Origin of the sequence: Glycomyces sp. NPDC048151, from assembly GCF_043202775.1 — a bacterium.
Lineage (GTDB): Bacteria > Actinomycetota > Actinomycetes > Mycobacteriales > Micromonosporaceae > Glycomyces.
In genome coordinates, this window is the sequence record NZ_JBIDBB010000007.1 from 430,098 (window position 1) to 450,054 (window position 19,957).

The following is a 19,957-nucleotide window of genomic DNA, read 5'->3' on the forward strand; positions in this document are numbered from 1 at the left end:
TACCACCAGGGCGAGCCGAAAGGCCCCGGATCGAGCGGATCATGCGGCCGGTCAAGGTCCGCAGGGCACGACGAATCCCCAGGCCAGCGCCCGGAAATAGCCCCGGAATGCCTGTTCCCAGACAGCCCGGAAGAAGGTATGGTCGTAGACGCCATAGGAGGCAACTCCCTTGGTGTAAGGACCGCCCGGCGGCTTCTAGCGACCAAACTGTGGGCCGCCGGGCGGTGTGGATGAACTTCTGACTTCGCGGGTCCACCTCATGGGTGGGCCCGCGAAGTTCATGTTGAGGCCCTTACCCGGCAAATGTCAACCCCAGCCCCCGGCGTGTCCCGAAGTCCCTAGGGTTCCCTGGCCTTCGTGTACCCCACGGATTGCAGCCTCTTGATAACCTGACTCGGGTTCGCTTTTCGGGCGAACCCATTCAACATCGACACATCCCTCCGAGGCACCACATGATCCCCATCCTCTTGGCCGAACCGACCCCTACCGGAGGCCTCCATGGCAGGTGACCAGATTGTCATCGACAACGAAAAAATCCTCGAAGCGGCCGATGCATACCGGGCGCTGTCTTCTGCATACGAGAACATTGCCGACCAGATCAACGACGCTGGCAATCTTCGCGATGATTCCTTCGGTGGCGCATTCCGTGGCACCTGGGACAACTACTACACCCTGCTTCGGAACTGCGGTTACGAGACCGCTGCCAATCTACGCGCCTACTACCGGGCGCTTGAGGGGATCGTCGAAGCCAACACGCTCACCGAATCGGCCATCGAATCAAGCTTCGGCGACGTGCAGGATGAGTTGCTCGGCGACCACTACGAGCGGAGTAGCACTCAGCAAGCAGACGGCACGGCGGTGGAGGACCTGGAAGCTGCTCCGGATACCGAATTGCTTGACATGGGCGGAACCTACGACGCGGCACTCGATCCAGATGGCTTCCATGGGAACAGGGCGGTGTAAGTATTCATGGGTGACGTTGACGCCGGATGGGTTCCCAACGGTGAAAGTGCTGACCCGCCTTACGATCCCGGACCGGTCGACGGTGAGATTGTAGGCGAGCAGTACAGCGACGAGGAGCTACTTGCTGGGCTGGAAAACGTACCGCCGCGAGAAGACATCCTGGCTGGGCTTGAGGAATTCCGTGAACCGTTCGCACAGACCAGAAGGCGGGAGATTGCGGCGGCGCTCTGGCCTGAGTACGAGAACGAAATTTGGACCGGTGCCTGGGAAGCTCCGAGCACCGACGACATTGACCCCAGCACAGGAGAGTTGATCAATGGCGTCAAGTGGTCTGATGTGGCGGGCTGCCCCGTGCATGTTCAGGCGACCTCAGACCAAGAAAGTTCGATCAAGGATCAATCGATCAATGATGCGAACGCGGCAGTCGACAGTATTGTCCAGCGCTATGAGGCAATACTTGATGACACAAACTACGAGAATTCGTTGCAGACTGCTCAGAGAATCTCCAAGGCTCACGCCTCGCTTGAAGGATTCAGCGATGACGAATTGGGACTTTTTGGAACCATAAGTGAGCTTTTTGAGTCGCATTGGACCGGAGACCTTGCCAGTGACAAGGGGCAGCGATTCTTCGGTGCAGATGTTCTCAAGGGGGCAGCTGGGAGGCAATGGGAAATTGCCGAGGTTCTGAGGAGTCATGCAGCCGACGAGGTGCGGGCCCAGGTCACAGTTCATGCCACGCTAGGAATGGCGGTGTATGACACCTATGAGGCGATGGCAAAGAAGACGCACCTCAATTCGATTGAATATGGGGTGCTGCAAACGATCGCCGATGCGGTGGGCACAATTGGCTTGGTTTTTAAGCTTCCTGGAGTGGCCAACGCGACCTCCTGGGCATCGGGAATGATTACGAAGGCTGGCGATTTCAAGATCACTATTAGTCGTGAGAACATTGCGAGCACGAATGACATTGCTGCCTGGACGGCTGATTTGGTCGAAGGCGTGGATACAGCAGAGTCTGGGCTTGAGGAGGTTCGCACGGAGCTGAGTGATGGACTAACCCGGTACTTGGGTAACATCGATGTTCTCAACGTTGACTACATCCCAGGTGAAGGCTATCAAGATGAATGATCTCGCGCGGCCTCGCAAAAAAGTTGTCCGACTGGTTTTGGCTCCTGCAATCTTGGTCGTTCTCGGAACAGTGGTTGCCCTCCTATCTGGCGTCTTTCCGGGATCTTTGTTCGGATTGGGTGCATCCGGGGACGACGAATACTTGGAGCAGGCTGAGGAAGTACTTAGCTGGACCGATGCGTGCAACGCCTTGCGAGTCGCTGAGTTCGGGGAGCTCGCTGGTCTACCCGGAGAACCTGAGACTGTCGTTGAGTCATCGCCAACATCCTACACAGACTTTGGTCCGACAATGAAGTGCATTATCGAATACGATGCAATTGATTGTGAGACAAGTGAGCCGGAGATAAATGGCACCTCATGGATCGAGGTGGTTGTTACCCCTTGGCGCACAGGAGATCTAGCTCTAGGCCAGTATGAAGCCGTTCTCGGCGGTTATGGGGACTCGGGCGATAGATACGACACTCACTTTGATTCGCTTTCTGTGCCCTGGGGCGAAGGTGAGGTATTCGTGTCACAGAGACTTTCGGATATTGATATTCGCAATGCTGCAGCCGTTGCGATTTCAGACTTCTATGTGGTTGAAATAGGCATTGAGGCCGAGGGGAAGAACTGCACTCCATCCATGGAGGAACTGGCAAATTTGCTCACCGATGAGTACATGCCTATGCTTCATGACTCGATCGAGTCCCGCATCTCGTGATGAGGTTCTGGCTGGCTGTGAGTGATGCTGAGCGGCTTCGCTAGGCAAGACCGTTGCGCGAGAAGACGATTGCAAGATCGCCATGGCTCGGGCGTGATGGGTTGGGGTGGTTTGAGGGGTTACGCTCTGCGCATGAGCTACACGCCACCCCAAGGACCACTCTTCAACCCTGGACAACCCCAGTACCCAACCCAGCCGCCGCAGTACTCGCCCCCGGGCGGCGGCTACGGGTACGCCCCTGGTCCTGGCCAGTTCCCGCCGCCGATGCAGCCAGAGCCGCCCAAACGGCGGACAGGACTGGTCGCGTTCCTCGTCGTCGGCGCGCTTGCCCTTATTGCAGGCGGGGGAGCCACCTACTACTTCCTCGGCGTAGACAACGAACCCGGCGGCAACAATGTCGCCGAAGACCAGCAGACCATCTCCAGTGCGGAACCCGACGCCAGCGAATCCGCTGCCGAGATCACCCCGTGCGACCTTGGCTACGACGAGCTCGGCCTCGATATCCCGCCCCCCGGCCAGACCTGGAGCCCGGTCAATTTCGAGTCCGGTGTCGGCTACGTCTCGGAGGCATCGGTCGGATGCCTGGCCATGCACAACGACGACCACATGTCGTACATCGAAGTCGGAACCTGGCCCGAAGCCAGCTTCTACGACCCGGCACGCCTCGGCGAATCCGCCGCATTCGTCGCGAACGCTTGGGGCGAAAGCGAACACGTCGGCGGCACCGACGCCCAGGAGAAGACGGTCGGCGCCCCGGACACCGGCGAGCTCGAGTTCGACGGCCACATCGCAGGCTGGAGCGAAGTCCGCGTCACCTGGACCCCCGCCGCCGGAGGAGTCGAGACCTTCGAGGACATCGCGGTCCTCGTCATCGACATCGACGGCACCACCGCATTCATCGCCATCGCCAGCATTCCAGAGGTTGGAGAAGGCATGTTCGAGGAGGCCACCACGGCACTCCTGTCCACGAGGTTCACCGGCTAAGCCCAAATCAACCGGTCTCGCGGAGCTGTGGTTGGTCCGGTATCTTGTGGGACAGTGCGGACCGCGCTGTAACGACCGGCACACGGAAGGGGTCTCACCCTATGGCCACACCTCTCACGCCAATCCCTCCGCAAATTTCACCAGCGCCACGCAGATCCGCTTCCCGCGTTGCCATCGGCGCCGGATTCGCCGCCGTTGCCACCGCAGCCGTCATCGCGGCCACCCCGGGGCTTGCTGTAGCTCAAGACGCCACTTATGTGGCCGATAATGGCTGGGTTCCCGAACTCGTTCAGGCCCCCGCTGCTTGGGACACCACCAAGGGCAAGGGCATCACGGTTGCGGTTGTTGACACCGGCATCAGCGAGCATCCGTTCTTCGATGACAAAGACATCCTCGACGGGTACTCAGTGATTGATTCTGAAGAAAACGGCTGGAACGACACGGACGGCCACGGCACCGCGGTAACGGCAGGCGTCCTGCTCGCGGCCCCCGAGGCGACCATCCTGCCTGTGCGGATCGACACCGGTGCTACGGATTTCGGCGGAGCGCTGGGCAGTAGCGAATTCGAGGCCCTCCGGTGGGCCGTTGACAATGGAGCAGATGTCTTGGTTGCTCCGTGGGGTATCACCGGCGCCGATTCGGTGTTCACCGGTGAATACCTTGAGACTCTTCAGTACATTATTGATAAGGGCGCGGTGATTGTCGCCGGTGCTGGCAACGATCCAGCAGAAGAAGTGAGCTATCCCGCAAGGATTCCAGGGGTCGTTGCAGTTACCGGAACTGATCGCAACGGGAATATCTTCTACGACTACACCACCACCGGCCCGGAAGTCGCAGTATCGGCTCCGGCCGACGCGATGACGGCACCCGTCCCGCAGGATGCGAGCTTGGGAAACACCGAGCTGTATCGAGAAATCGGCGGCGGTACGTCGATGGGCTCAGGTGTCGTTGGCGGCGTGGCTGCACTGACCTGGGCTGCGCACCCCGACCTCGATGCGAACAACGTCATCCAGCGCCTCATCCAGACCGCCGGAGACGGCAGCGGAACTAAAGGCGATGATGCAGGCTACGGTCTGGTGAATGCCGACCAGGCAGTCAACGCGGATGGCATCGAGGAAGTATCGGAGAACCCTCTCGGGTATCCGATGGGAGAGGCTGGCGCAAGCGGCGCCTCTCCAGATGGAGAAGACCCTGAGGAGCCTGCCGAATCCGGAGCAGATGCTGAGTCTGCAGGTCCAGCGATCGGTGGGACCGAAGGAAACAAGGAATCGAACCTTTCGACCATCATCGTGATTGCAGCTGCGGTCGTCTTGATCGGCGCGGCTATCGCGGTCTGGCTCGTGCTTCGCGGTCGCGGACGAAAGGCTGCAGCTGCCGAGGAACCCGGACCTTTCAATCCGACCAACGGGCCCGTTCAAAGTGGGTATCACCAGCCGCCTGGGATGCAGCAGCAGTATGGGGGTGCCCCGATGGGCGGCGGTCAGAATTACGGCGGCCAGACTCCCGGACCCCAGGGCTACAGCAGCCCTCCGCGCGGGCAACAGGGATACAATCCTCCGCCAACTGGTCCTGACCAGGGCGCGACTTGGCGGCCGAGTGATCCGAATCGGCAGTGACTCGTTAGAAAGTGCCCCAAGCGCGATGCACTTGGGGCACTTCTCGTTTCCATACTGACGTAGTGAGGGGCGGATGGTCTGAGCCATCCGCCCCTCACTTACCCGGTTACGGGTTCCTACTCGTCATCGTCGTCGTCGAGTTCCTCGCGACGAACGTTGTTCTGGCTCCAGTCGACATCGTCCTCCCGCAGCCAGGTCTCGCGGGTGTAGGTCTCTTCGTCATCATCGTCGTTGTACCCGGAGCGGGTACCGCCACGAAGGTTGCTACCGCTGCCGCCACGGCCGATCGCGTTGCGGCTGGCAGAAGAGAGCCGGCTTCCGGAGTTGCCCCCGCGAGGACCGTTGGCACCGGAACGGGCAGGACTTGAACCGGTCTTGCCGCCGTTCGCACCCGCACGCGCGGGGCTGGAACCGGCACCGCCACGGCTGCCGGTCGAACCGGAGCCGCCTTGAGACGGGCCGAAAAGACCAGCGCCACCAGGGATGGTGGAGCCGCCGACGCCGCCGGTGCCGCCGACGGTCGAGAACCCGCTACCGCCGCCGGGAATCACGCCGCCGCTGGCGAGACCGCCGGTGACGTTCGAGTCAACGTCGTCATACGAGCCGTAGTTCCAGTCGTTCTCGACAGGGTCGAAGTCATCGGGTGAGTCTGCGAAGCCGTCGCCGTCGAGGTCGGCAGCCTGGTCCGCGGGCATACTGCCAAGTGAGTCCGATCCGCTCAATGCGGTTTCGGAGAACACTCCGCCGGTCGGCTTCGTGTAGGTGTTGTTGCCGGGCATGTCACTGGGAGGAGGCGGCGGGAGCTCGGTTTCGAACTCGTCCTTCTGTGCGGCGTAAATATCCCCGAGGTTGGCTACGATCTGGGCCATTTCCTCGTGGTTCTTGTTGAGGTCCGTCTGGTATTCCTGCTCCCACTGAGTCTTCTTGGACTGTGCCTCAGCGCTTGCAGGGTCGACGTGCTTGGTGCTCTCGACCCAGTCTTCGTACTCCTCGATGAACGCGGGGTTGAGAGATGTTGATGCATCCTGAGCGCTCTTCAGCGCTTCGGCAAGGGCTGGGATTTTCTGCTCGCCGGCGGTCTGCATGCCGTTTTCGGCCTGCACGCTGTACTGCTTGACGAGGTTCATTCGTCCGTCGAACTCGTCGGAGGCGGGTCCGGTCCACTGCAAGCGCAAGGATTCGACGTGCGTGGTCAGCTCCTCGCGGGCGGCCTTCATGCCGCTAGCGGCCGTGACCCAGACTGAGCCTGCGCGCTCGACGGCGTAGTCGTCGCCTTCGTGGAGCATGTCCCAGAGCTGCTGGTGGGTATAGGTGCTCTTGTAGTAGTCGACACCTTTGCCTTTGGCGGCCATCTTCGACTCCTTCCTAGGGGGTCAGGTCTTCAGCAACGTTCGAGGACTAGAGCATCGGAGGCGGTTCTTCGGAACCGGTCTCGTCGCCGGTGGCGGGCATGTCGTTGTCGCGTTCGTTGTCCGCACGGGCCTCGTCGACATCGCCAGCCGTGATGCTGCCGCCCTTGGTGTCGAACTCGCCCTGGATGTTCACCACATCGGCCGAGACGTTGCCGTCGTTCTCGATGTAGCTGTTCTTGATGTCCTCGCTGACCACGCGGCCCGTGTCGAGGCCGTGGAAGACTCGGTCGAGCTGCTCTGCGCGGGTGGGGTAGAAGACCGTCCGGTATGCGGCCTGCAGTTCGAGCGCGTCGTCGAAACCGCCGAACTTGGGGTTCTGCGTGTCGATCTCCGCCTGGTAGTAGCCCGCCTGGGGGTACGCCTCGGCGTACGGACGCGTCACCACAGTGCTGCCGCTGAGGAGCTGTGTGCGGAAGGAGCCGAGGTCGTCGATCGTCGTGCCCATCTTGGTGATGAACTCGTCGAAGGACTCCTCGGTCATCTGAGTGGTCTGGCCGGTCGCGGTGTTCGTGACCGCGTAGAGGCCCTCACTCGCGTCGTAACTAGCGGAGTAGCCGGCTTCCAACAACGTCATCACCTCGGTGCAGAGATCGGGCTTTCAAGGGGGATATCGACCCGAGCCGCTCGGCGTGGCGCGGCGGGCACGGTCGCTCGATTGTGCTGAGACCAGCATACCGAGCTGCGGCAACTGGGACCGAACAGGTCGTCCCGCATGGCACGAAAGCGGGAGTTCGGGACACACGCCGCCCACGGGACGTTCCCTGCCTTCGTCGACACCCCGCCGACGGACCGGCCGCAGCCCGGGAACAGGCCGTTCGCCCTGGTTGACACGGTTTGCGCACCCCTTGCGCCGCAACCGAACAACCAGTCTCACCTACTCACCCGATCGGGGGAAGACGGCCAGCGGAGCTGGCACAAAGTGGGGATACACGCCCGTCCCAGATGCTTGTAAACTCAGAGACGCACCGCCAACCCGGTGAGTTTGCACGGACGGGTTATGGTGACTGCGGAATCGATCAAAAACTCACTGGGATACCCCTGCAGGCCTAGGTCCCTAGCGCCTCAGCCCCCGGTTAATCACTTGGAGGTGAAATATGGCCGGTGTCGCAATGGACACAGAAACAGTCGCCCAAGCAGCGACTGACACGGTCAACGCCAAGCTCTCGGTCGACGGCAACCTCGACCGCCTGAAGGCCCTGTGCGACGAGCTCGCCGCTTCCTGGACCGGTCAGGGCGCCGCGGCGTTCGCCAACGTCATGCAGGCGTGGGACACCGAGGCCGCGAAGCTCCTGGACGCGCTCCAGGACATCGCTGACAGCCTCGACTCCTCGGCCGCCCAGCAGGCTGAGCAGGACGCGGAGTCGCAGTCGGACTTCAGCACCTTCGAAGGCGAACTCTAACCAACCCCCCCCGCAACTAAGGAAAGAGGTGAACCATGGGTTCTCGTATTGCTATGAGCTACGAGGAGCTCGAAGCTGCAACCGCAGAGATCGCGTCGCAGTCTGGTGAAATGACCAGCACGCTCGCCGACCTCCGCTCCCAGCTCGACGCCCTCGACTGGGAAGGTGCCGACAAGGCGGCCTACGAAGAGGCCAAGGCCCAGTGGGACGCGTCCTTCGAGAAGATCAACGACATCCTCGAAGCCGTCGGCCGCGCGGTCGACAACGCGAAGAACCGCTACGCGGAGACCGAGGCCGCGAACGCGGCCCGTTTCGGCGGGTAGTAGCTTCCCCAAGCTCGAAGACGACAGGAAACCCGGGTAATCCGCGAGGACGACCCGGGTTTCTTATTGCCCAAGGGAAGCCTCTGCGGCCGCGACCACGCCAACCGAGCCATCCCCGTCAGCGACAGCGTCCCGCCAGAGGGGAACCATGACGAGCAGCGAAAGGGCGGGACCGACCGGTCCCGCCCTCGCGTCGAAATATCCGTGCGTCAGTCCGACGAGACCTTCACCGGCACCACGTCCGGTTTCCTGACTCCAGGCCGCCAACTGCGCCTGCGGCCCTTCGGAACGATCTTCTTCAGCACAAGCACCAGCGTGACCAGCACGATTGAAGCGCCCACGCTCGCCCAGGCGATGGCCTTCTCCGTCGCGAGCGGGTCGTAGTCCGGGTCGAGCCACGCGACATGCTGGCGGTCGTCCTCGGCGATCGGGATCGGACTCGACTCGTCCGTCGGGCTCTCGCTCACCGTGTCTGACTCGACAGCCGCCTCGTCGACCGGTGCGGTCAGTGCCGACGCCACGTTCAGGATGCCGTGGCCCTGGTACATGTTGAACTCGTTCGGCGGGTGGATCGCGGTCTGCTGCAGACGCTGCTGGATCCAGGCCGGGGTCGCCTCGGCGCCGTACTGGCCCTTGAGGAGCGCGGCCGCCCCGGCGACGAACGGCGCTGCGAAGCTGGTGCCGTTGCCTTCCCTCCACTCGCCCGCCGCGAACGGATAGGGCAGGTCCTGGCCGGGAGCGAGCAGGTCGAGATTGGCCCCGAAATTGCTCTCCTCGTACCAGTTCCCGGCAGGGTTGTGCGCCCCGACGGCGATGACCTCCGGGTAGTTGGCGGGATAGAACGTCCGCTTGTCCGGCTCGATCTTGTCGTCGTCCATGTGCTTGGTGTCGTTCCCGCTCGCGGCCACGATGACCACGTTCTTGCTGGTGGCGTAAGCGACAGCGTCGGCGAGTTCGGTGGTCTCCACCATGACAGACGAGACGTTGATGACGTCGGCCCCGTGGTCCACCGCGTCCCTGATCCCCTTGGCGACCACCCTGCTCTTCTGGTCGTCCCCGCCGTCGCCGCCGGCGAACAGCCTGATCGGCAGGATGTTCGCCTCGGGAGCGACGCCGACGAAGTCGTCGTTGCTGCCCAGGCGGTTCCCCGCCGCGATCGCCGCGACCGCGGTGCCGTGGCCGTCGGTGGCCGAATCGCACTGCCCCTTGGAGTTCGCGTCCCACCAGTCGTAGCCCGGCAGGAGCCGCGAACCGAACACGTCCTCGCGTCGGGCGTCGACGCCGGAGTCGATGACGGCGATCGTCACCGGGTCCCCTTCCTTGCTGCCCGTCTCGAACGTGCCCCGGTTGTACTGCTGGGCCTGGTCGAGGCCGATGAACGTACGCGCCCAGGGCCACTGGTTCAGCGACTCGCCGTCCTCGGAGACGGGCATGCACGCGCCCCGCTCGTCTTCGGGCGCCATCTCGAGACTCCACCCCTCCTGCTGCGCCTGAACAGGAGTGGTGGCCAGCAGGACTGTTCCGGCAGTCGCCATCGCGACCGCAGCGGAATAGAGAGGTATACGCGGGAGGAATCGCACCCGGTCAGTCTAACGCCGCGATACCAGCGGGCAGGTCCACCCGTATCGGCGCGAAACACCGCAAGGGCGGGGGACCAAGCAGTGGACTCGTCCGCATACGATGGATACGACCACTCACCTTCATCTTGGAGACGTCGCCCATGACGATGCTGCAGGCCCAACAGCAAGCTCGCGGCACCGCGTCCGTGCAAGCCCAGCAGGGCAACGGCCCGGCCCCCGGCGAGTCGGTCGTGTTCACGACCCGTTCGACCGGCAGGCTCGGCCCGCTCACGGTCGCGCAGCTCATCACGATCGAGCTGGCGCTCGTGCTCGCGCTGGCGTGCCTCGCGTTCGGCATGATCCCCGGCGCCGCCGGCGGCGGCGCCGCGCTCATCGTGCTCGTCATCGTGTTCTGGCGCAAGGGCGACTACTGGTGGTACCAGACCTGGCCGCTCAAGTCCCGCATGAAGCGGCGCATCCGCGCCCTCGACCCCGAGCAGCTCACCGAGGTCCTCCACCGCATCGCCCCCGACCTGGGCATCACCGGCATCGAGGACCGCGACGAGAACGTCGGCATCGGCCACGACAACGGCGGCTGGTTCTCCGTCATCGAGATCGGCAGCACCGACGAGGGCACCAAGGCCATCCCGCTCGAGCGCCTCGAACGGCTCTTCGACGAGACCTCCGTGCCCGTCACCGCCGTCCAGCTCATCGGCCACACGACCCCGGTCGGCTTGAGCGCCTACGACAACAGCCCCGCCTCACGCTCCTACCGCGAGCTCCTCGGCGACTACCCCGCCGTGGTCCACCACAAGGCCTGGCTCGCCGTGCGCCTCGGCGCGCGCGACGCCCGCGACGCCACCGCCGAGCGCGGCGGCGAGGTCGACGGCGTGTACAAGGCGCTGGCCTCGACCTCGCAGCGCGTGAGCAAGCTGCTCGGCAACGTCGGCGTCCCCAACCGCATCCTCGACGCCGAAGGCGTGCGCGAAGCGGTCTCGCAGTCGCTCGGCGTCGCGTTCGCGCCGGTCCCGGGCGAGCGCACCGCCGAGGACTGGAACCACTGGTACGCGGACGGCCTGCGCCACGTGTCGTACCGGATCACCAAGTGGCCCACCGACGCCGCGTCCCTGCACCGCACCGGCGACGCGCTCTCGGGCGTGCCCGCCGCGTTCGTGACCGTCTCGACCGTGGTCACCGCGGGCACGAACGGCAAGGTCAACCCCGACGGCCGCGTCACCGGACGCCAGCTCGCCGTCGACGGGATCGTGCGCCTCGCCCTCGACCAGTCCTCCTGGGAGTCGGCCCAGAACCAGCTGCTGAACGTCGCCGACCAGCTCGGCGTCCGCCTGCAGCGACTCGACGGCGAGCACGGCCCCGCCGCCTACGCATCCGCCCCGACCGGAGGAGGCCCCCGATGAGCGACCGCAACAACGGCAACGGCAACGTGTACGGCGGCGGCACCTACCAGGGCGGCACGTACCGCAGCGGCGCCGGCCGCCACTCCGACGACGACGAAGAGCAGCAGGGCGGCCAGCGCCGCGCCGTCGACGACGAGTCGTCGGGCACCGCCAAGATCGGCCGCGCCGGAACCGCGACCCCGCCGGGCGCCCGCGGCGGCGCGCAGCCTCCGCAAGGCGCCGTCTACGGCGGCCAGCCCGGCGGCGGACCGACCGGCAGCCAGCCCGGGCAGCCCGCCGTCTACGGCGCCCCGCGCACCGGCCAGCAGCCGCCCGCGCCGCAGGTCCGCCCGGCGTCCCCGCCGCAGCAGGTGCCCAGCGCCCGCGGCGGCGCGCAGCCGCCCCGCGCGGCCCAGCCGCCGGTGCCCCCGCAGCAGCAGACGCCGCGCCCGCCGGAGATGCGTCCGCCGTCGCCGCCGCAAGGCCAAGCGCCGCAACCGTCTTCGCCGCCGCAGTACCAGCAGCCGCAGCGTCCCCCGGCCCAGCCGCCGACGCAGGCCCGGGCGACCCCGCCTCCGGCCCCGCAGCCGCAGGCCCCGCAACCCCCTGCGGCGCAACCGCCCCGGCCCGCGCAGCCGCAGTACCAGCTGCCCACGCCGCCGCCGCAGCAGTCGCAGCCTTCGGTCGCGCCGGTCTCCGCCGCGCCCGTCAGCGCCCCCTCGGTGTCCCCGGTCTCGGCGCAGCCCGTGTCCGGCCAGCCCATCTCGGGCCAGCCGTTCTCCGCGCAGCCCGCGTCCGCCCAGCCGTACTCGGGCATGCCCTACTCCGGCGCGGCCCCGATCACCGGCGGCCCGGTCAGCTCCCTGCCGACCTCGGCCGGCCTGTTCGGCATCGGCTCGGTCTCGGCCGGACCCACCGAAGGCACCGTCTACGGCCTCCCGGTCACCGACCGCGCCGTCGAGACCGCCAGCGACGCGGGCCGCCCCATCGAGGCGATCAAGCCGTCACCGGTGATCCCGACCGCCCGGGCCCTGGAGCTCATGACCTCCGCCAGCCCGCCGTCGGGCCTCGTGATCGGCCGCGACGCCGAGCAGGTGCCCGTCGTCGCCCCGTTCTTCCGCCCGGAGGAGACGCGCATCAACCTCATCGGCGGCGTGTACCTCGCCCGCCTGCTCGTCTTCCGCGCCCTGGCGATCGGCACCCGCGTCGCGGTCTGCACGACCCGCCCCCAGGAGTGGAACGGCCTCGGCGAGACCGCGACCGGCCGCAACGACCGCCTCGCGGTCCTGCACGGCGACCAGCCCGTCACCGTCGAGGCCAGCCAGCACTCCCCGGCGCTGTACGTCTACGACGTCGGCGAGCGCGGCTCCCAGACCAAGCCGGTCCTCGGCCCCTGGCGCACCCAGCTCACCGTCCTGCCGCGCCTCACCAACTACGCCGACGAGCTCACCGGCGAGGCCCACATGACCGTCCTGCAGCGGCTCACCGCCGAAGAGGCCCAGATCGCCCGCTCGGCGATCCGCGTCAACCAGGAAGTGCTGCAATGGCTCCAGATGCTGCACGACGACATGATCGCCATGCTGCGCAAGGGCCAGAAGGAGCGCTACCTGTGGTGCTCCCCGACCTCGATCGAGGCGCAGATGTTCGGCGCGCCCATGCGCACGTACTAGCCGAGGCATAGAAGAAGGGGCGGGGCCGCACGGCCCCGCCCCTTCCTCATGCTCTGCTAACCCCGCCAGTTGGCCAGGTATCCGTTCGCGATCTCCAGCGCCAGGTCGTTCAACCCCTGCTGGTCCATCGCCGCGTCGGGCGACACCGAGATCCGCACCACCGTGTACGAGTTGTCGTCCTGCACATGGAGGTGGAAGTTCGAGGTCTCGCCCGAGGGGACGCGCGCCACCGCGGCCGCCTGGTCGCCGATCTCCGGCGCGGGCTCCACGAGCGTCCAGGCCTCGCCCAGCTCGCCGATGTCGCCCGTGCCCAGCTCGAAGTTCACACTCGCCTTCGCGTCGGTGTCGAACACTGTGCTCTCGACCTCGACCAGCGCCGTCGCCCGTGCCGCGTCGCCGTACGTCAGCGAGCACGTCTGCACCCACCCGCGGCTCTTGTCCTCCGCGTCGCCGACGGCCGTCGGCTCCGCACCGTCCACGATGGAATCGAGCGGCGCGGTGTCGACCAGCGAGCACGGCTCCGAACTGCCCTCGTACGTCAGGCTCGGATCCGAACCGCCCGTGCTCTCCGCACCCTCGTCGCGGCTCATGAACCACCACACGCCACCGCCGACCAACGCCAGCGCGACCACGCCCACGATGATCTTCGGGACCGGGCTCGACTTGCGCGCCCGGCTCCGCACCTTCTGGAAGTCCGAACGCCGACGCGGCTCCTTCGGCATGTACCCCAGGCGCCCGATCGTCGTCGTCTCGTTCCCGCCGCCCCACTCGCTCCGCGTCTCGTCAGCGAACGCGGTCTCCTCGAACGGCTGGTCCCGACGCGAGAGCGGCTCGCCCCCCTGCTGCTGGAACTGCGGCTCACCCGCACCCCGCTGCGGCGCACCCGCCTCCCGGCGCGGCGGCGACCCCGCGTCCCGCCTCGGCGGCGAACCCGCGCCCCACTGCTCCGTACGCGGACCCGAACCCGGCAGCGACCCCGTCGTCGGCCCCTGCGGACGACGCGACTCGTACCCGCCCGGCTGCGCCTCGTACCCGCCGGTCTGCGGGGAGAACTGCTGCTGCGGCGACTGCCCGTAACCCGGACCGCCCGGACCGGGCTGCTGCGGCCCGCGGCCCGCCGAAGGCCCACCCGCGCGCGGCACGCCGCCGCGCGGGTCCTGCGAAGGCCGCCCGGCCTGCGGGAGCGGGCGCTGGCCGCCCTGGGGGCCCTGGGGGCCCTGCGGCCCGCCCGCCTGCGGACGCCCGGCCTGGGGCATCTGCCCGCTCGGGTACTGCCCGGTGTCGCCCTGCGCGCCGCGCGGTCTGCCCGCCCGGGGCTGCCACTGGCCCGAGCCCGGCCGCTGCCCGTCCTCAGGCTGCTCGTCATATGCCGGGCCAAAGGGTGGTGTGGCGCTCACGATGATCCTCCGCGAAGATTCCCGGCGTGTCGACTTGACGCCGCGGTAGTCCCCGCCAGCTTAAAGGGAGCCGCCTAATTCGCCGCTCGGGGGAGCGCGTCGACGAGGCCCGCGCCGAGATCCTCCGCCAGCTGCCGCACGTCGCCGCCCTCGGGCGGCACGCCGGTGAAGAACACGTTGATGCTCAGTGTCGCGTTCGCGATCTGGATGTGGAGGCGGACCTGCGTCTCCTCTCCTTCGGCGACGGTGACGACCGCCGCCTTCTCGCCGATGCCGCCCACGTCCTCGGTCGTGAAATCCTTCGACGCCTCAAAGTCGAGCACCCCGGCGTACGCGGCCCGCGCCTTCGGCGCGTCCTCGTAGACCTGCACCGTTGCGAAGAGCGTCACCAGCCGGTACGCGTCGTCCCCGGCGTATTCGGCGTCATAGGTGCAGTTGAACGTCCGCACCGACTCCTCCGAGGACTCCTCGGGGTTGCGGGCCTGCTCGGTGTCGACCCACGGCGCGAGCAGCTCGGGGTTCACCGCGAGCTCGCACAGGTCGCTGATCTCACCGGCCTCGACGGCAGGGGCCTCCTCGCCGGAACCGGAGGTCCAGTAGAGGACGGTCGCGCCGCCCGCGAGCAGGAGCGCGACCACGGCGAGCACCCAGCCCACGCTCGTGAGCTGGCGGAACAGGTCGGCACCGCGATGCCGCCCCTGGTAGGTGGAGGGTTTTCCGTCCGCCCGGGGCTCCTCGGACTTGTCCGAGTCGATCACCTGGAGTGCGATGGTCGTGTCCTTATCTCGGAGGCTCGCTGCTGACGCGCCAGCACACAGCTTATCGAGTACATGGGACACGGGCCACGCTCGCGCCGTGCCAACAACGAGGAGTCGCGTTTTCTCACCCTTTCGGGCGGGTTCTGACTGAGAGCAGCGGCACCGGTCAGCTGACCGGCTCGGCGAATGACGCAGAGTGTGCGATACTCGACCTTGTCGTACCGCACACAGCTACGGACGGTGCGACCTGGAGATGTCCTGTCCGCGTCCCTCACGACGGCGACGGACTTGACCACTCGGCCGGGGAAGAGGTTGAATCCCCAGCGCGAGTTGAGGCTTTCAGTGCGGCCCGAACGGCATGATTTGAGCGCCGGAGCAAGGCTCGCCAGCCTCTTGGGCGAAGCGAGCCGGATGACGGCATCGCCACGTCGGGAGGACCGCACTGCTGATGCCGCGCCCGTGCGGCAGCGGATGCACACCGCATCACGCGCCCGGGCGGCGGCTGGAATGGAGATTTATTCATATGCGCGAGAATGAGCCGCGCGAACAGGCCCCGCCCATCGCGGTGACCTTCATGGCTCCTCAGAAACCCAAGAACGACGAGCCCCCGGCGGACACGCCGCGGACCGAGCGCCCCCGCGCCGCCGCGTCCACCGCCGCGATGTTCGCCCCCCCGCCGAAGGTCGCGCCGAAGGCCGCCGAGCCCAAGCGCGACCAGCGCGAGGAAGAGCCCGAGCCGCGCCGCGGCCAGGCGAAGAAGACGCAGGCCAAGAAGGCCCAGCCCCAGGAGCAGCAGTCGGCGCGCAAGCGCACGCGCAACCGCCCCGACCGGGCCGAGCGCGCCGCCGCCGACAAGGCTGGCGACAAGGGCCCCGAGCGGTCCGACCGTGCTTCCGACAAGCCCGAGCCGAAGGCCGAGGCGCCCGCCGAGGACTTCGACGACGACTTCGATGACGACGATGACGACTCCGAGGCCGGGCGCCGCCGCCGCGGTCGCCGGGGCCGCCGCGGCCGCGGTCGCGGCAAGGGCGTCGACGGCGCCGCCGACGACGATGACGAGAACGAGGACGACGACCGCGAGTCGGACGCCGACGAAGACGACGAGGACGCCGAGGCCGACGGCCCCGAAGTGACCCGTCGCCGCCGTCGTCGCCGCCGCCGCGCCGGCTCCGAGGACTCCGACCGCTCGCGTCCGGACGACTCCGACGACGACGCCGAAGTGGTCGTCAAGGTCCGCACCCCGCAGCGCCGCACCTCCTCCAACGAGGAAGTGCGCGGCGTCTCCGGCTCCACGCGCCTCGAGGCGAAGCGCCAGCGCCGCCGCGACGGCCGCAAGTCCGGTCGCGGCCGCGTCCAGGTCGTCAGCGAGGCCGAGTTCCTCGCCCGCCGCGAGGCCGTCGAGCGCCAGATGATCGTGCGCGTCCGCAACGGCCGCTCGCAGGCCGCCGTCCTCGAGGACGGCATCCTCGCCGAGCACTACGTGTCGAAGTCCGGCACCCAGGGCCTGGTCGGCAACGTCTACCTCGGCAAGGTCCAGAACGTGCTCCCGAGCATGGAGGCCGCTTTCGTCGACATCGGCCGCGGCCGCAACGCCGTGCTCTACGCCGGTGAAGTGAACTGGGACGCCACCGGCCTCGCCGGGAAGGCCCGCTCCATCGAGCAGGCCCTGCGCCCCGGCGACGCCGTGCTCGTCCAGGTCACCAAGGACCCGGTCGGCCACAAGGGCGCCCGCCTGACCAGCCACATCGCGCTGTCGGGCCGCCACCTGGTCTACGTCCCAGGCGGCAACGCCTCCGGGATCTCCCGCAAGCTCCCCGACCGCGAGCGCACCCGCCTGCGCGCGGCGCTCAAGAAGCTCGTCCCCGAGGGCGCGGGCGTGATCGTCCGCACCGCTGCCGAGGGCGCCGGCCCCGAGGAGCTGGCCCGCGACATCTCCCGCCTCCAGATCGAGTGGGAGGAGATCCAGGCCAAGTCGAAGAAGGGCAACGCGCCCAGCGTGCTGCACTCCGAGCCCGACGTCCTCATCCGGGTCGTCCGCGACGTCTTCAACGAGGACTTCAAGGAGATCGTGGTCGAGGGCGAAGAGGCCTACGACGAGATCCACAAGTACCTCGAGTCGGTCTCGCCCGAGCTGCTCCCGCGGCTCAAGCGCCACACCGGCACGAAGGACGTCTTCGCCGAGATGCGCGTCGACGAGCAGCTCCTCAAGGCCCTGGACCGCAAGGTCTACCTGCCTTCCGGCGGCTCGCTCGTCATCGACCGCACCGAGGCGATGACCGTGATCGACGTCAACACTGGTCGTTTCACCGGCGAGGGCGGCAACCTCGAGGAGACCGTCACCAGGAACAACCTGGAGGCGGCCGAGGAGATCGTGCGCCAGCTGCGCCTGCGCGACATCGGCGGCATCATCGTGATCGACTTCATCGACATGGTGCTCGAGTCGAACCGCGACCTGGTGCTGCGCCGCCTGACCGAGTGCCTGGGCCGCGACCGGACCAAGCACCAGGTCACCGAGGTCACCTCGCTCGGCCTGGTCCAGATGACCCGCAAGCGCGTCGGCCAGGGCCTCATCGAGGCCTTCTCCGAGCCCTGCGAGCACTGCAAGGGCCGCGGGGTCATGGTCCACACGGACGAGATCCTGGGGAACACCCGCAAGAAGGGCAACGGCGGCGGTGGCGGCAACGCCAACCAGAACCAGTCCCAGGGGCAGCAGCAGGGCCAGGGCGGCGGCAAACGCAAGCGCGACCGCAACAAGTCCGGCCAGAAGCAGCAGGACCAGCAGGACCAGTCGGCCGAGCCGCACGTCAAGTCCGCTGCCGTCGAGACCGCGAAGATCGCCGCCGCGCCCACCGAGCACGGCCACGACGACCACGAGGACGTCGCCATCGTCGACGAGACGACCGCCGAGCCGATCGCCCCGAGCGAACCGGCCGAGGCCGACACCGTCGTCGAGACCGAGCCCGTGGACCTCGCCGCCGCGACCGAGGAGGCCGTCCCCGCGGACGCCGACGCGGTCCTGGCGGAAGAGCAGACCACCGCTGACTCGCCTACCGAGGCAGCGGAAGCCGACACCGAACCCGGCGGCGACGCCGGATCGGCGGCGTCCGAGCACTAGGAGGCCCCGGCGCCGCGGACTGTGACGTTCGCGGCGCTGGGCTCATCCCGATGCCGGAACCAGCGGGTACATGACGTACCCTAGTGAGCGGCCTATAGAGCCCTCAGCTTTTCCTCCCCGGAACGACGGGGATGAACGCGGAGCTCGATCGGCGGGCCGGCCCAGGTGACGTTCACGGAACCGAAGACCGGCAGGTGCCTGGCACCGCGAAATTGACAGAACACCGTTCCCCTGCGGGGAACTCATTTCCCCGCACCGGGGAGGACCCAAGGAGACCGCGTCGACATGTACGCAATCGTCAAGACTGGCGGAAAGCAGTACAAGGTCGCCGAAGGTGACGTCCTCGAAGTCGAGAAGCTTCAGGGCGCGCCCGGCGACACGCTTACGCTGCCTGCGGTGTTGCTCGTCGACGAAGGCACTGTGGTCACCGACGCCTCCGGCGTCACGGTGAGCGGTGAACTTCTCGAGCACACCAAGGGCCCGAAGATCAAGATCCACAAGTACAAGAACAAGACCGGCTACCACAAGCGCCAGGGTCACCGTCAGCCGCTGACCCGCGTCAAGGTCACTGGCATCACCAAGTAAGGGGTTGGACAGATGGCACACAAAAAGGGCGCATCCAGCTCCCGCAACGGGCGCGACTCCAACTCCAAGCGACTTGGCGTCAAGCGCTTCGGCGGTCAGCACGTGAGCGCGGGCGAGATCCTCATCCGTCAGCGCGGCACCAAGTACCACCCGGGCGAGCTGGTCGGCCGCGGCGGCGACGACACGCTGTTCGCTCTGGCCGAGGGTGAAGTCCTCTTCTCCTCCAAGCGCGGTCGCAAGCTGGTCAACATCGTCCCCACCTCCACCGAGGTCGCGGCGTAAGACCGGAGCGGCAACGCTCGAAAGCACGAAACAAGGGCCGGGCCCGTCGAAAGACGGACCCGGCCCTTTCGCGTACCCGCCTTCCCTCCCCTCCCCGTCCCCTTCCACCGCACCGCATCCGGAACGTCAGGACATGAGCACCGATCGCAACAGGTTGTTCACCGCGACGACCCCGGAATGTCGGACCCTTCCCCTAGGTTCGAACCAAGGACCCCGCGACGAAGCGAGCAGTACCGGCCCCGCCGGCGGCCCGTCCGGATCGGCTCTTCACCGATCCAGATGCGCCGCAGCGGTATCGCCGCAGCTCAGCGCAGTCGCAGCCAAAAAGGGGACCCCCCGTTTCATGCCCTCAGAAAGGCGTGTAATGTTGTCCTAGCCCGAGGGGGAACGGAACAGAGCCGAAACGGCCTGGTCCGGAAGCCGCCGGAGACCAGCGACAAACTCACAGAGTTTAGGCGCGGTCCGGAAGCTGAATCTCGGGAATCTTTGAGACTCAATAGAGGCTCGATCGAGTGTGACACAGGTTAATCGACCTGGATTTGGCACCTGGATCTGAGACTGTTAGAGTCGAGAGGTTGCTCCGGCTGAGGCCGAATCCCAATTGTGGATCGACTTGAGTTGGCGTGTTGTTTGAGAACTCAACAGGGTGTTTGGATGGTCAGCGTGCG

17 protein-coding genes are annotated in these 19,957 nt (G+C 66.7%); 12 read left to right on the forward strand and 5 right to left on the reverse strand.

From position 1 onward, the window contains the following. Positions 1 to 498 precede the first annotated feature (498 nt). From ACGGCP_RS19460 to ACGGCP_RS19480, 5 genes are all read left to right on the forward strand, one after another. The gene (locus tag ACGGCP_RS19460) at positions 499 to 963 is read left to right on the forward strand and encodes a hypothetical protein (RefSeq protein ID WP_392967993.1); all 465 of its coding nucleotides are present in this window, start codon (positions 499 to 501) and stop codon (positions 961 to 963) included. A 6-nt stretch (positions 964 to 969) separates the two neighbouring features. Further along, positions 970 to 2,091 (forward strand): hypothetical protein, encoded by a 1,122-nt coding sequence (locus tag ACGGCP_RS19465; RefSeq protein ID WP_392967995.1) that lies wholly within the window; start codon positions 970 to 972, stop codon positions 2,089 to 2,091. Beyond that, positions 2,084 to 2,791 carry a hypothetical protein gene (locus ACGGCP_RS19470; protein ID WP_392967997.1) on the forward strand — a complete coding sequence of 236 codons (708 nt, stop codon included), beginning with the start codon at positions 2,084 to 2,086 and terminating at the stop codon, positions 2,789 to 2,791. Before ACGGCP_RS19465 ends, ACGGCP_RS19470 begins: the two co-directional genes overlap by 8 nt. 132 nt (positions 2,792 to 2,923) lie before the next feature. Then, positions 2,924 to 3,775: a hypothetical protein gene (locus ACGGCP_RS19475; protein ID WP_392967999.1), complete on the forward strand. Its 852-nt coding sequence runs from the start codon at positions 2,924 to 2,926 to the stop codon at positions 3,773 to 3,775. A 101-nt stretch (positions 3,776 to 3,876) separates the two neighbouring features. Then, positions 3,877 to 5,391 carry a S8 family serine peptidase gene (locus ACGGCP_RS19480; protein ID WP_392968001.1) on the forward strand — a complete coding sequence of 505 codons (1,515 nt, stop codon included), beginning with the start codon at positions 3,877 to 3,879 and terminating at the stop codon, positions 5,389 to 5,391. Positions 5,392 to 5,507: 116 nt separating this feature from the next. On the opposite strand, the gene ACGGCP_RS19485 is transcribed toward ACGGCP_RS19480, so the two are convergent. Further along, the gene (locus ACGGCP_RS19485; RefSeq protein WP_392968003.1) at positions 5,508 to 6,743 is read right to left on the reverse strand and encodes a WXG100 family type VII secretion target; all 1,236 of its coding nucleotides are present in this window, start codon (positions 6,741 to 6,743) and stop codon (positions 5,508 to 5,510) included. 46 nt (positions 6,744 to 6,789) lie between these two features. Then, entirely contained in the window at positions 6,790 to 7,377 is a 588-nt protein-coding gene (locus ACGGCP_RS19490) for a hypothetical protein (protein WP_392968005.1), read from the reverse strand. Between the two features lie 535 nt (positions 7,378 to 7,912). Between ACGGCP_RS19490 and ACGGCP_RS19495 the strand changes: the two genes are divergently transcribed. Together ACGGCP_RS19495 and ACGGCP_RS19500 are read left to right on the forward strand one after the other, a co-directional pair. After that, complete coding sequence (locus tag ACGGCP_RS19495) at positions 7,913 to 8,203, forward strand: WXG100 family type VII secretion target (RefSeq protein ID WP_392968007.1); 291 nt, start codon at positions 7,913 to 7,915, stop codon at positions 8,201 to 8,203. A 53-nt stretch (positions 8,204 to 8,256) separates the two neighbouring features. After that, positions 8,257 to 8,526, forward strand: coding sequence for a WXG100 family type VII secretion target (locus ACGGCP_RS19500; RefSeq protein ID WP_392968009.1), 270 nt, complete (start codon positions 8,257 to 8,259; stop codon positions 8,524 to 8,526). A 209-nt stretch (positions 8,527 to 8,735) separates the two neighbouring features. Here the strand turns inward: ACGGCP_RS19500 and ACGGCP_RS19505 are convergent, their stop codons facing one another. Further along, complete coding sequence (locus tag ACGGCP_RS19505; protein ID WP_392968011.1) at positions 8,736 to 9,989, reverse strand: S8 family serine peptidase; 1,254 nt, start codon at positions 9,987 to 9,989, stop codon at positions 8,736 to 8,738. Positions 9,990 to 10,246: 257 nt separating this feature from the next. Here ACGGCP_RS19505 and eccE point away from each other — a divergent pair, with 257 nt between their 5' ends. Both eccE and ACGGCP_RS19515 read left to right on the forward strand, forming a co-directional pair. Continuing rightward, positions 10,247 to 11,503, forward strand: coding sequence for a type VII secretion protein EccE (gene eccE / locus ACGGCP_RS19510; protein WP_392968013.1), 1,257 nt, complete (start codon positions 10,247 to 10,249; stop codon positions 11,501 to 11,503). Beyond that, complete coding sequence (locus ACGGCP_RS19515; protein ID WP_392968015.1) at positions 11,500 to 13,152, forward strand: hypothetical protein; 1,653 nt, start codon at positions 11,500 to 11,502, stop codon at positions 13,150 to 13,152. Before eccE ends, ACGGCP_RS19515 begins: the two co-directional genes overlap by 4 nt. A 56-nt stretch (positions 13,153 to 13,208) precedes the next feature. Here ACGGCP_RS19515 and ACGGCP_RS19520 read toward each other — a convergent pair whose 3' ends face one another. Together ACGGCP_RS19520 and ACGGCP_RS19525 are read right to left on the reverse strand one after the other, a co-directional pair. Then, positions 13,209 to 14,549, reverse strand: coding sequence for a hypothetical protein (locus ACGGCP_RS19520; protein WP_392968017.1), 1,341 nt, complete (start codon positions 14,547 to 14,549; stop codon positions 13,209 to 13,211). 74 nt (positions 14,550 to 14,623) lie between these two features. Beyond that, positions 14,624 to 15,307: a hypothetical protein gene (locus ACGGCP_RS19525; RefSeq protein WP_392968018.1), complete on the reverse strand. Its 684-nt coding sequence runs from the start codon at positions 15,305 to 15,307 to the stop codon at positions 14,624 to 14,626. A 574-nt stretch (positions 15,308 to 15,881) separates the two neighbouring features. Here ACGGCP_RS19525 and ACGGCP_RS19530 point away from each other — a divergent pair. The 3 genes from ACGGCP_RS19530 to rpmA all read left to right on the forward strand — a co-directional run bounded on the left by ACGGCP_RS19530 (position 15,882) and on the right by rpmA (position 19,289). Further along, positions 15,882 to 18,422, forward strand: a complete 2,541-nt coding sequence (locus ACGGCP_RS19530; protein ID WP_392968020.1) for an Rne/Rng family ribonuclease — start codon at positions 15,882 to 15,884, stop codon at positions 18,420 to 18,422. A 285-nt stretch (positions 18,423 to 18,707) separates the two neighbouring features. Further along, positions 18,708 to 19,007 carry a 50S ribosomal protein L21 gene (gene rplU, locus ACGGCP_RS19535; protein ID WP_208496630.1) on the forward strand — a complete coding sequence of 100 codons (300 nt, stop codon included), beginning with the start codon at positions 18,708 to 18,710 and terminating at the stop codon, positions 19,005 to 19,007. Between the two features lie 12 nt (positions 19,008 to 19,019). Next, entirely contained in the window at positions 19,020 to 19,289 is a 270-nt protein-coding gene (gene rpmA / locus ACGGCP_RS19540; RefSeq protein WP_208496629.1) for a 50S ribosomal protein L27, read from the forward strand. The last annotated feature ends 668 nt before the right edge of the window (positions 19,290 to 19,957 follow it).

What these genes read in the sequence shown, in the direction of transcription:
- ACGGCP_RS19460 (WP_392967993.1), top strand. Translation starts at nt 499, where the DNA reads ATGGCAGGTGACCAGATTGTCATCGACAACGAAAAAATCCTCGAAGCG.
- ACGGCP_RS19465 (WP_392967995.1), top strand. Translation starts at nt 970, where the DNA reads ATGGGTGACGTTGACGCCGGATGGGTTCCCAACGGTGAAAGTGCTGAC.
- ACGGCP_RS19470 (WP_392967997.1), top strand. Translation starts at nt 2,084, where the DNA reads ATGAATGATCTCGCGCGGCCTCGCAAAAAAGTTGTCCGACTGGTTTTG.
- ACGGCP_RS19475 (WP_392967999.1), top strand. Translation starts at nt 2,924, where the DNA reads ATGAGCTACACGCCACCCCAAGGACCACTCTTCAACCCTGGACAACCC.
- ACGGCP_RS19480 (WP_392968001.1), top strand. Translation starts at nt 3,877, where the DNA reads ATGGCCACACCTCTCACGCCAATCCCTCCGCAAATTTCACCAGCGCCA.
- ACGGCP_RS19485 (WP_392968003.1), bottom strand. Translation starts at nt 6,743, where the DNA reads ATGGCCGCCAAAGGCAAAGGTGTCGACTACTACAAGAGCACCTATACC.
- ACGGCP_RS19490 (WP_392968005.1), bottom strand. Translation starts at nt 7,377, where the DNA reads ATGACGTTGTTGGAAGCCGGCTACTCCGCTAGTTACGACGCGAGTGAG.
- ACGGCP_RS19495 (WP_392968007.1), top strand. Translation starts at nt 7,913, where the DNA reads ATGGACACAGAAACAGTCGCCCAAGCAGCGACTGACACGGTCAACGCC.
- ACGGCP_RS19500 (WP_392968009.1), top strand. Translation starts at nt 8,257, where the DNA reads ATGAGCTACGAGGAGCTCGAAGCTGCAACCGCAGAGATCGCGTCGCAG.
- ACGGCP_RS19505 (WP_392968011.1), bottom strand. Translation starts at nt 9,989, where the DNA reads ATGGCGCCCGAAGACGAGCGGGGCGCGTGCATGCCCGTCTCCGAGGAC.
- eccE (WP_392968013.1), top strand. Translation starts at nt 10,247, where the DNA reads ATGACGATGCTGCAGGCCCAACAGCAAGCTCGCGGCACCGCGTCCGTG.
- ACGGCP_RS19515 (WP_392968015.1), top strand. Translation starts at nt 11,500, where the DNA reads ATGAGCGACCGCAACAACGGCAACGGCAACGTGTACGGCGGCGGCACC.
- ACGGCP_RS19530 (WP_392968020.1), top strand. Translation starts at nt 15,882, where the DNA reads ATGGCTCCTCAGAAACCCAAGAACGACGAGCCCCCGGCGGACACGCCG.
- rplU (WP_208496630.1), top strand. Translation starts at nt 18,708, where the DNA reads ATGTACGCAATCGTCAAGACTGGCGGAAAGCAGTACAAGGTCGCCGAA.
- rpmA (WP_208496629.1), top strand. Translation starts at nt 19,020, where the DNA reads ATGGCACACAAAAAGGGCGCATCCAGCTCCCGCAACGGGCGCGACTCC.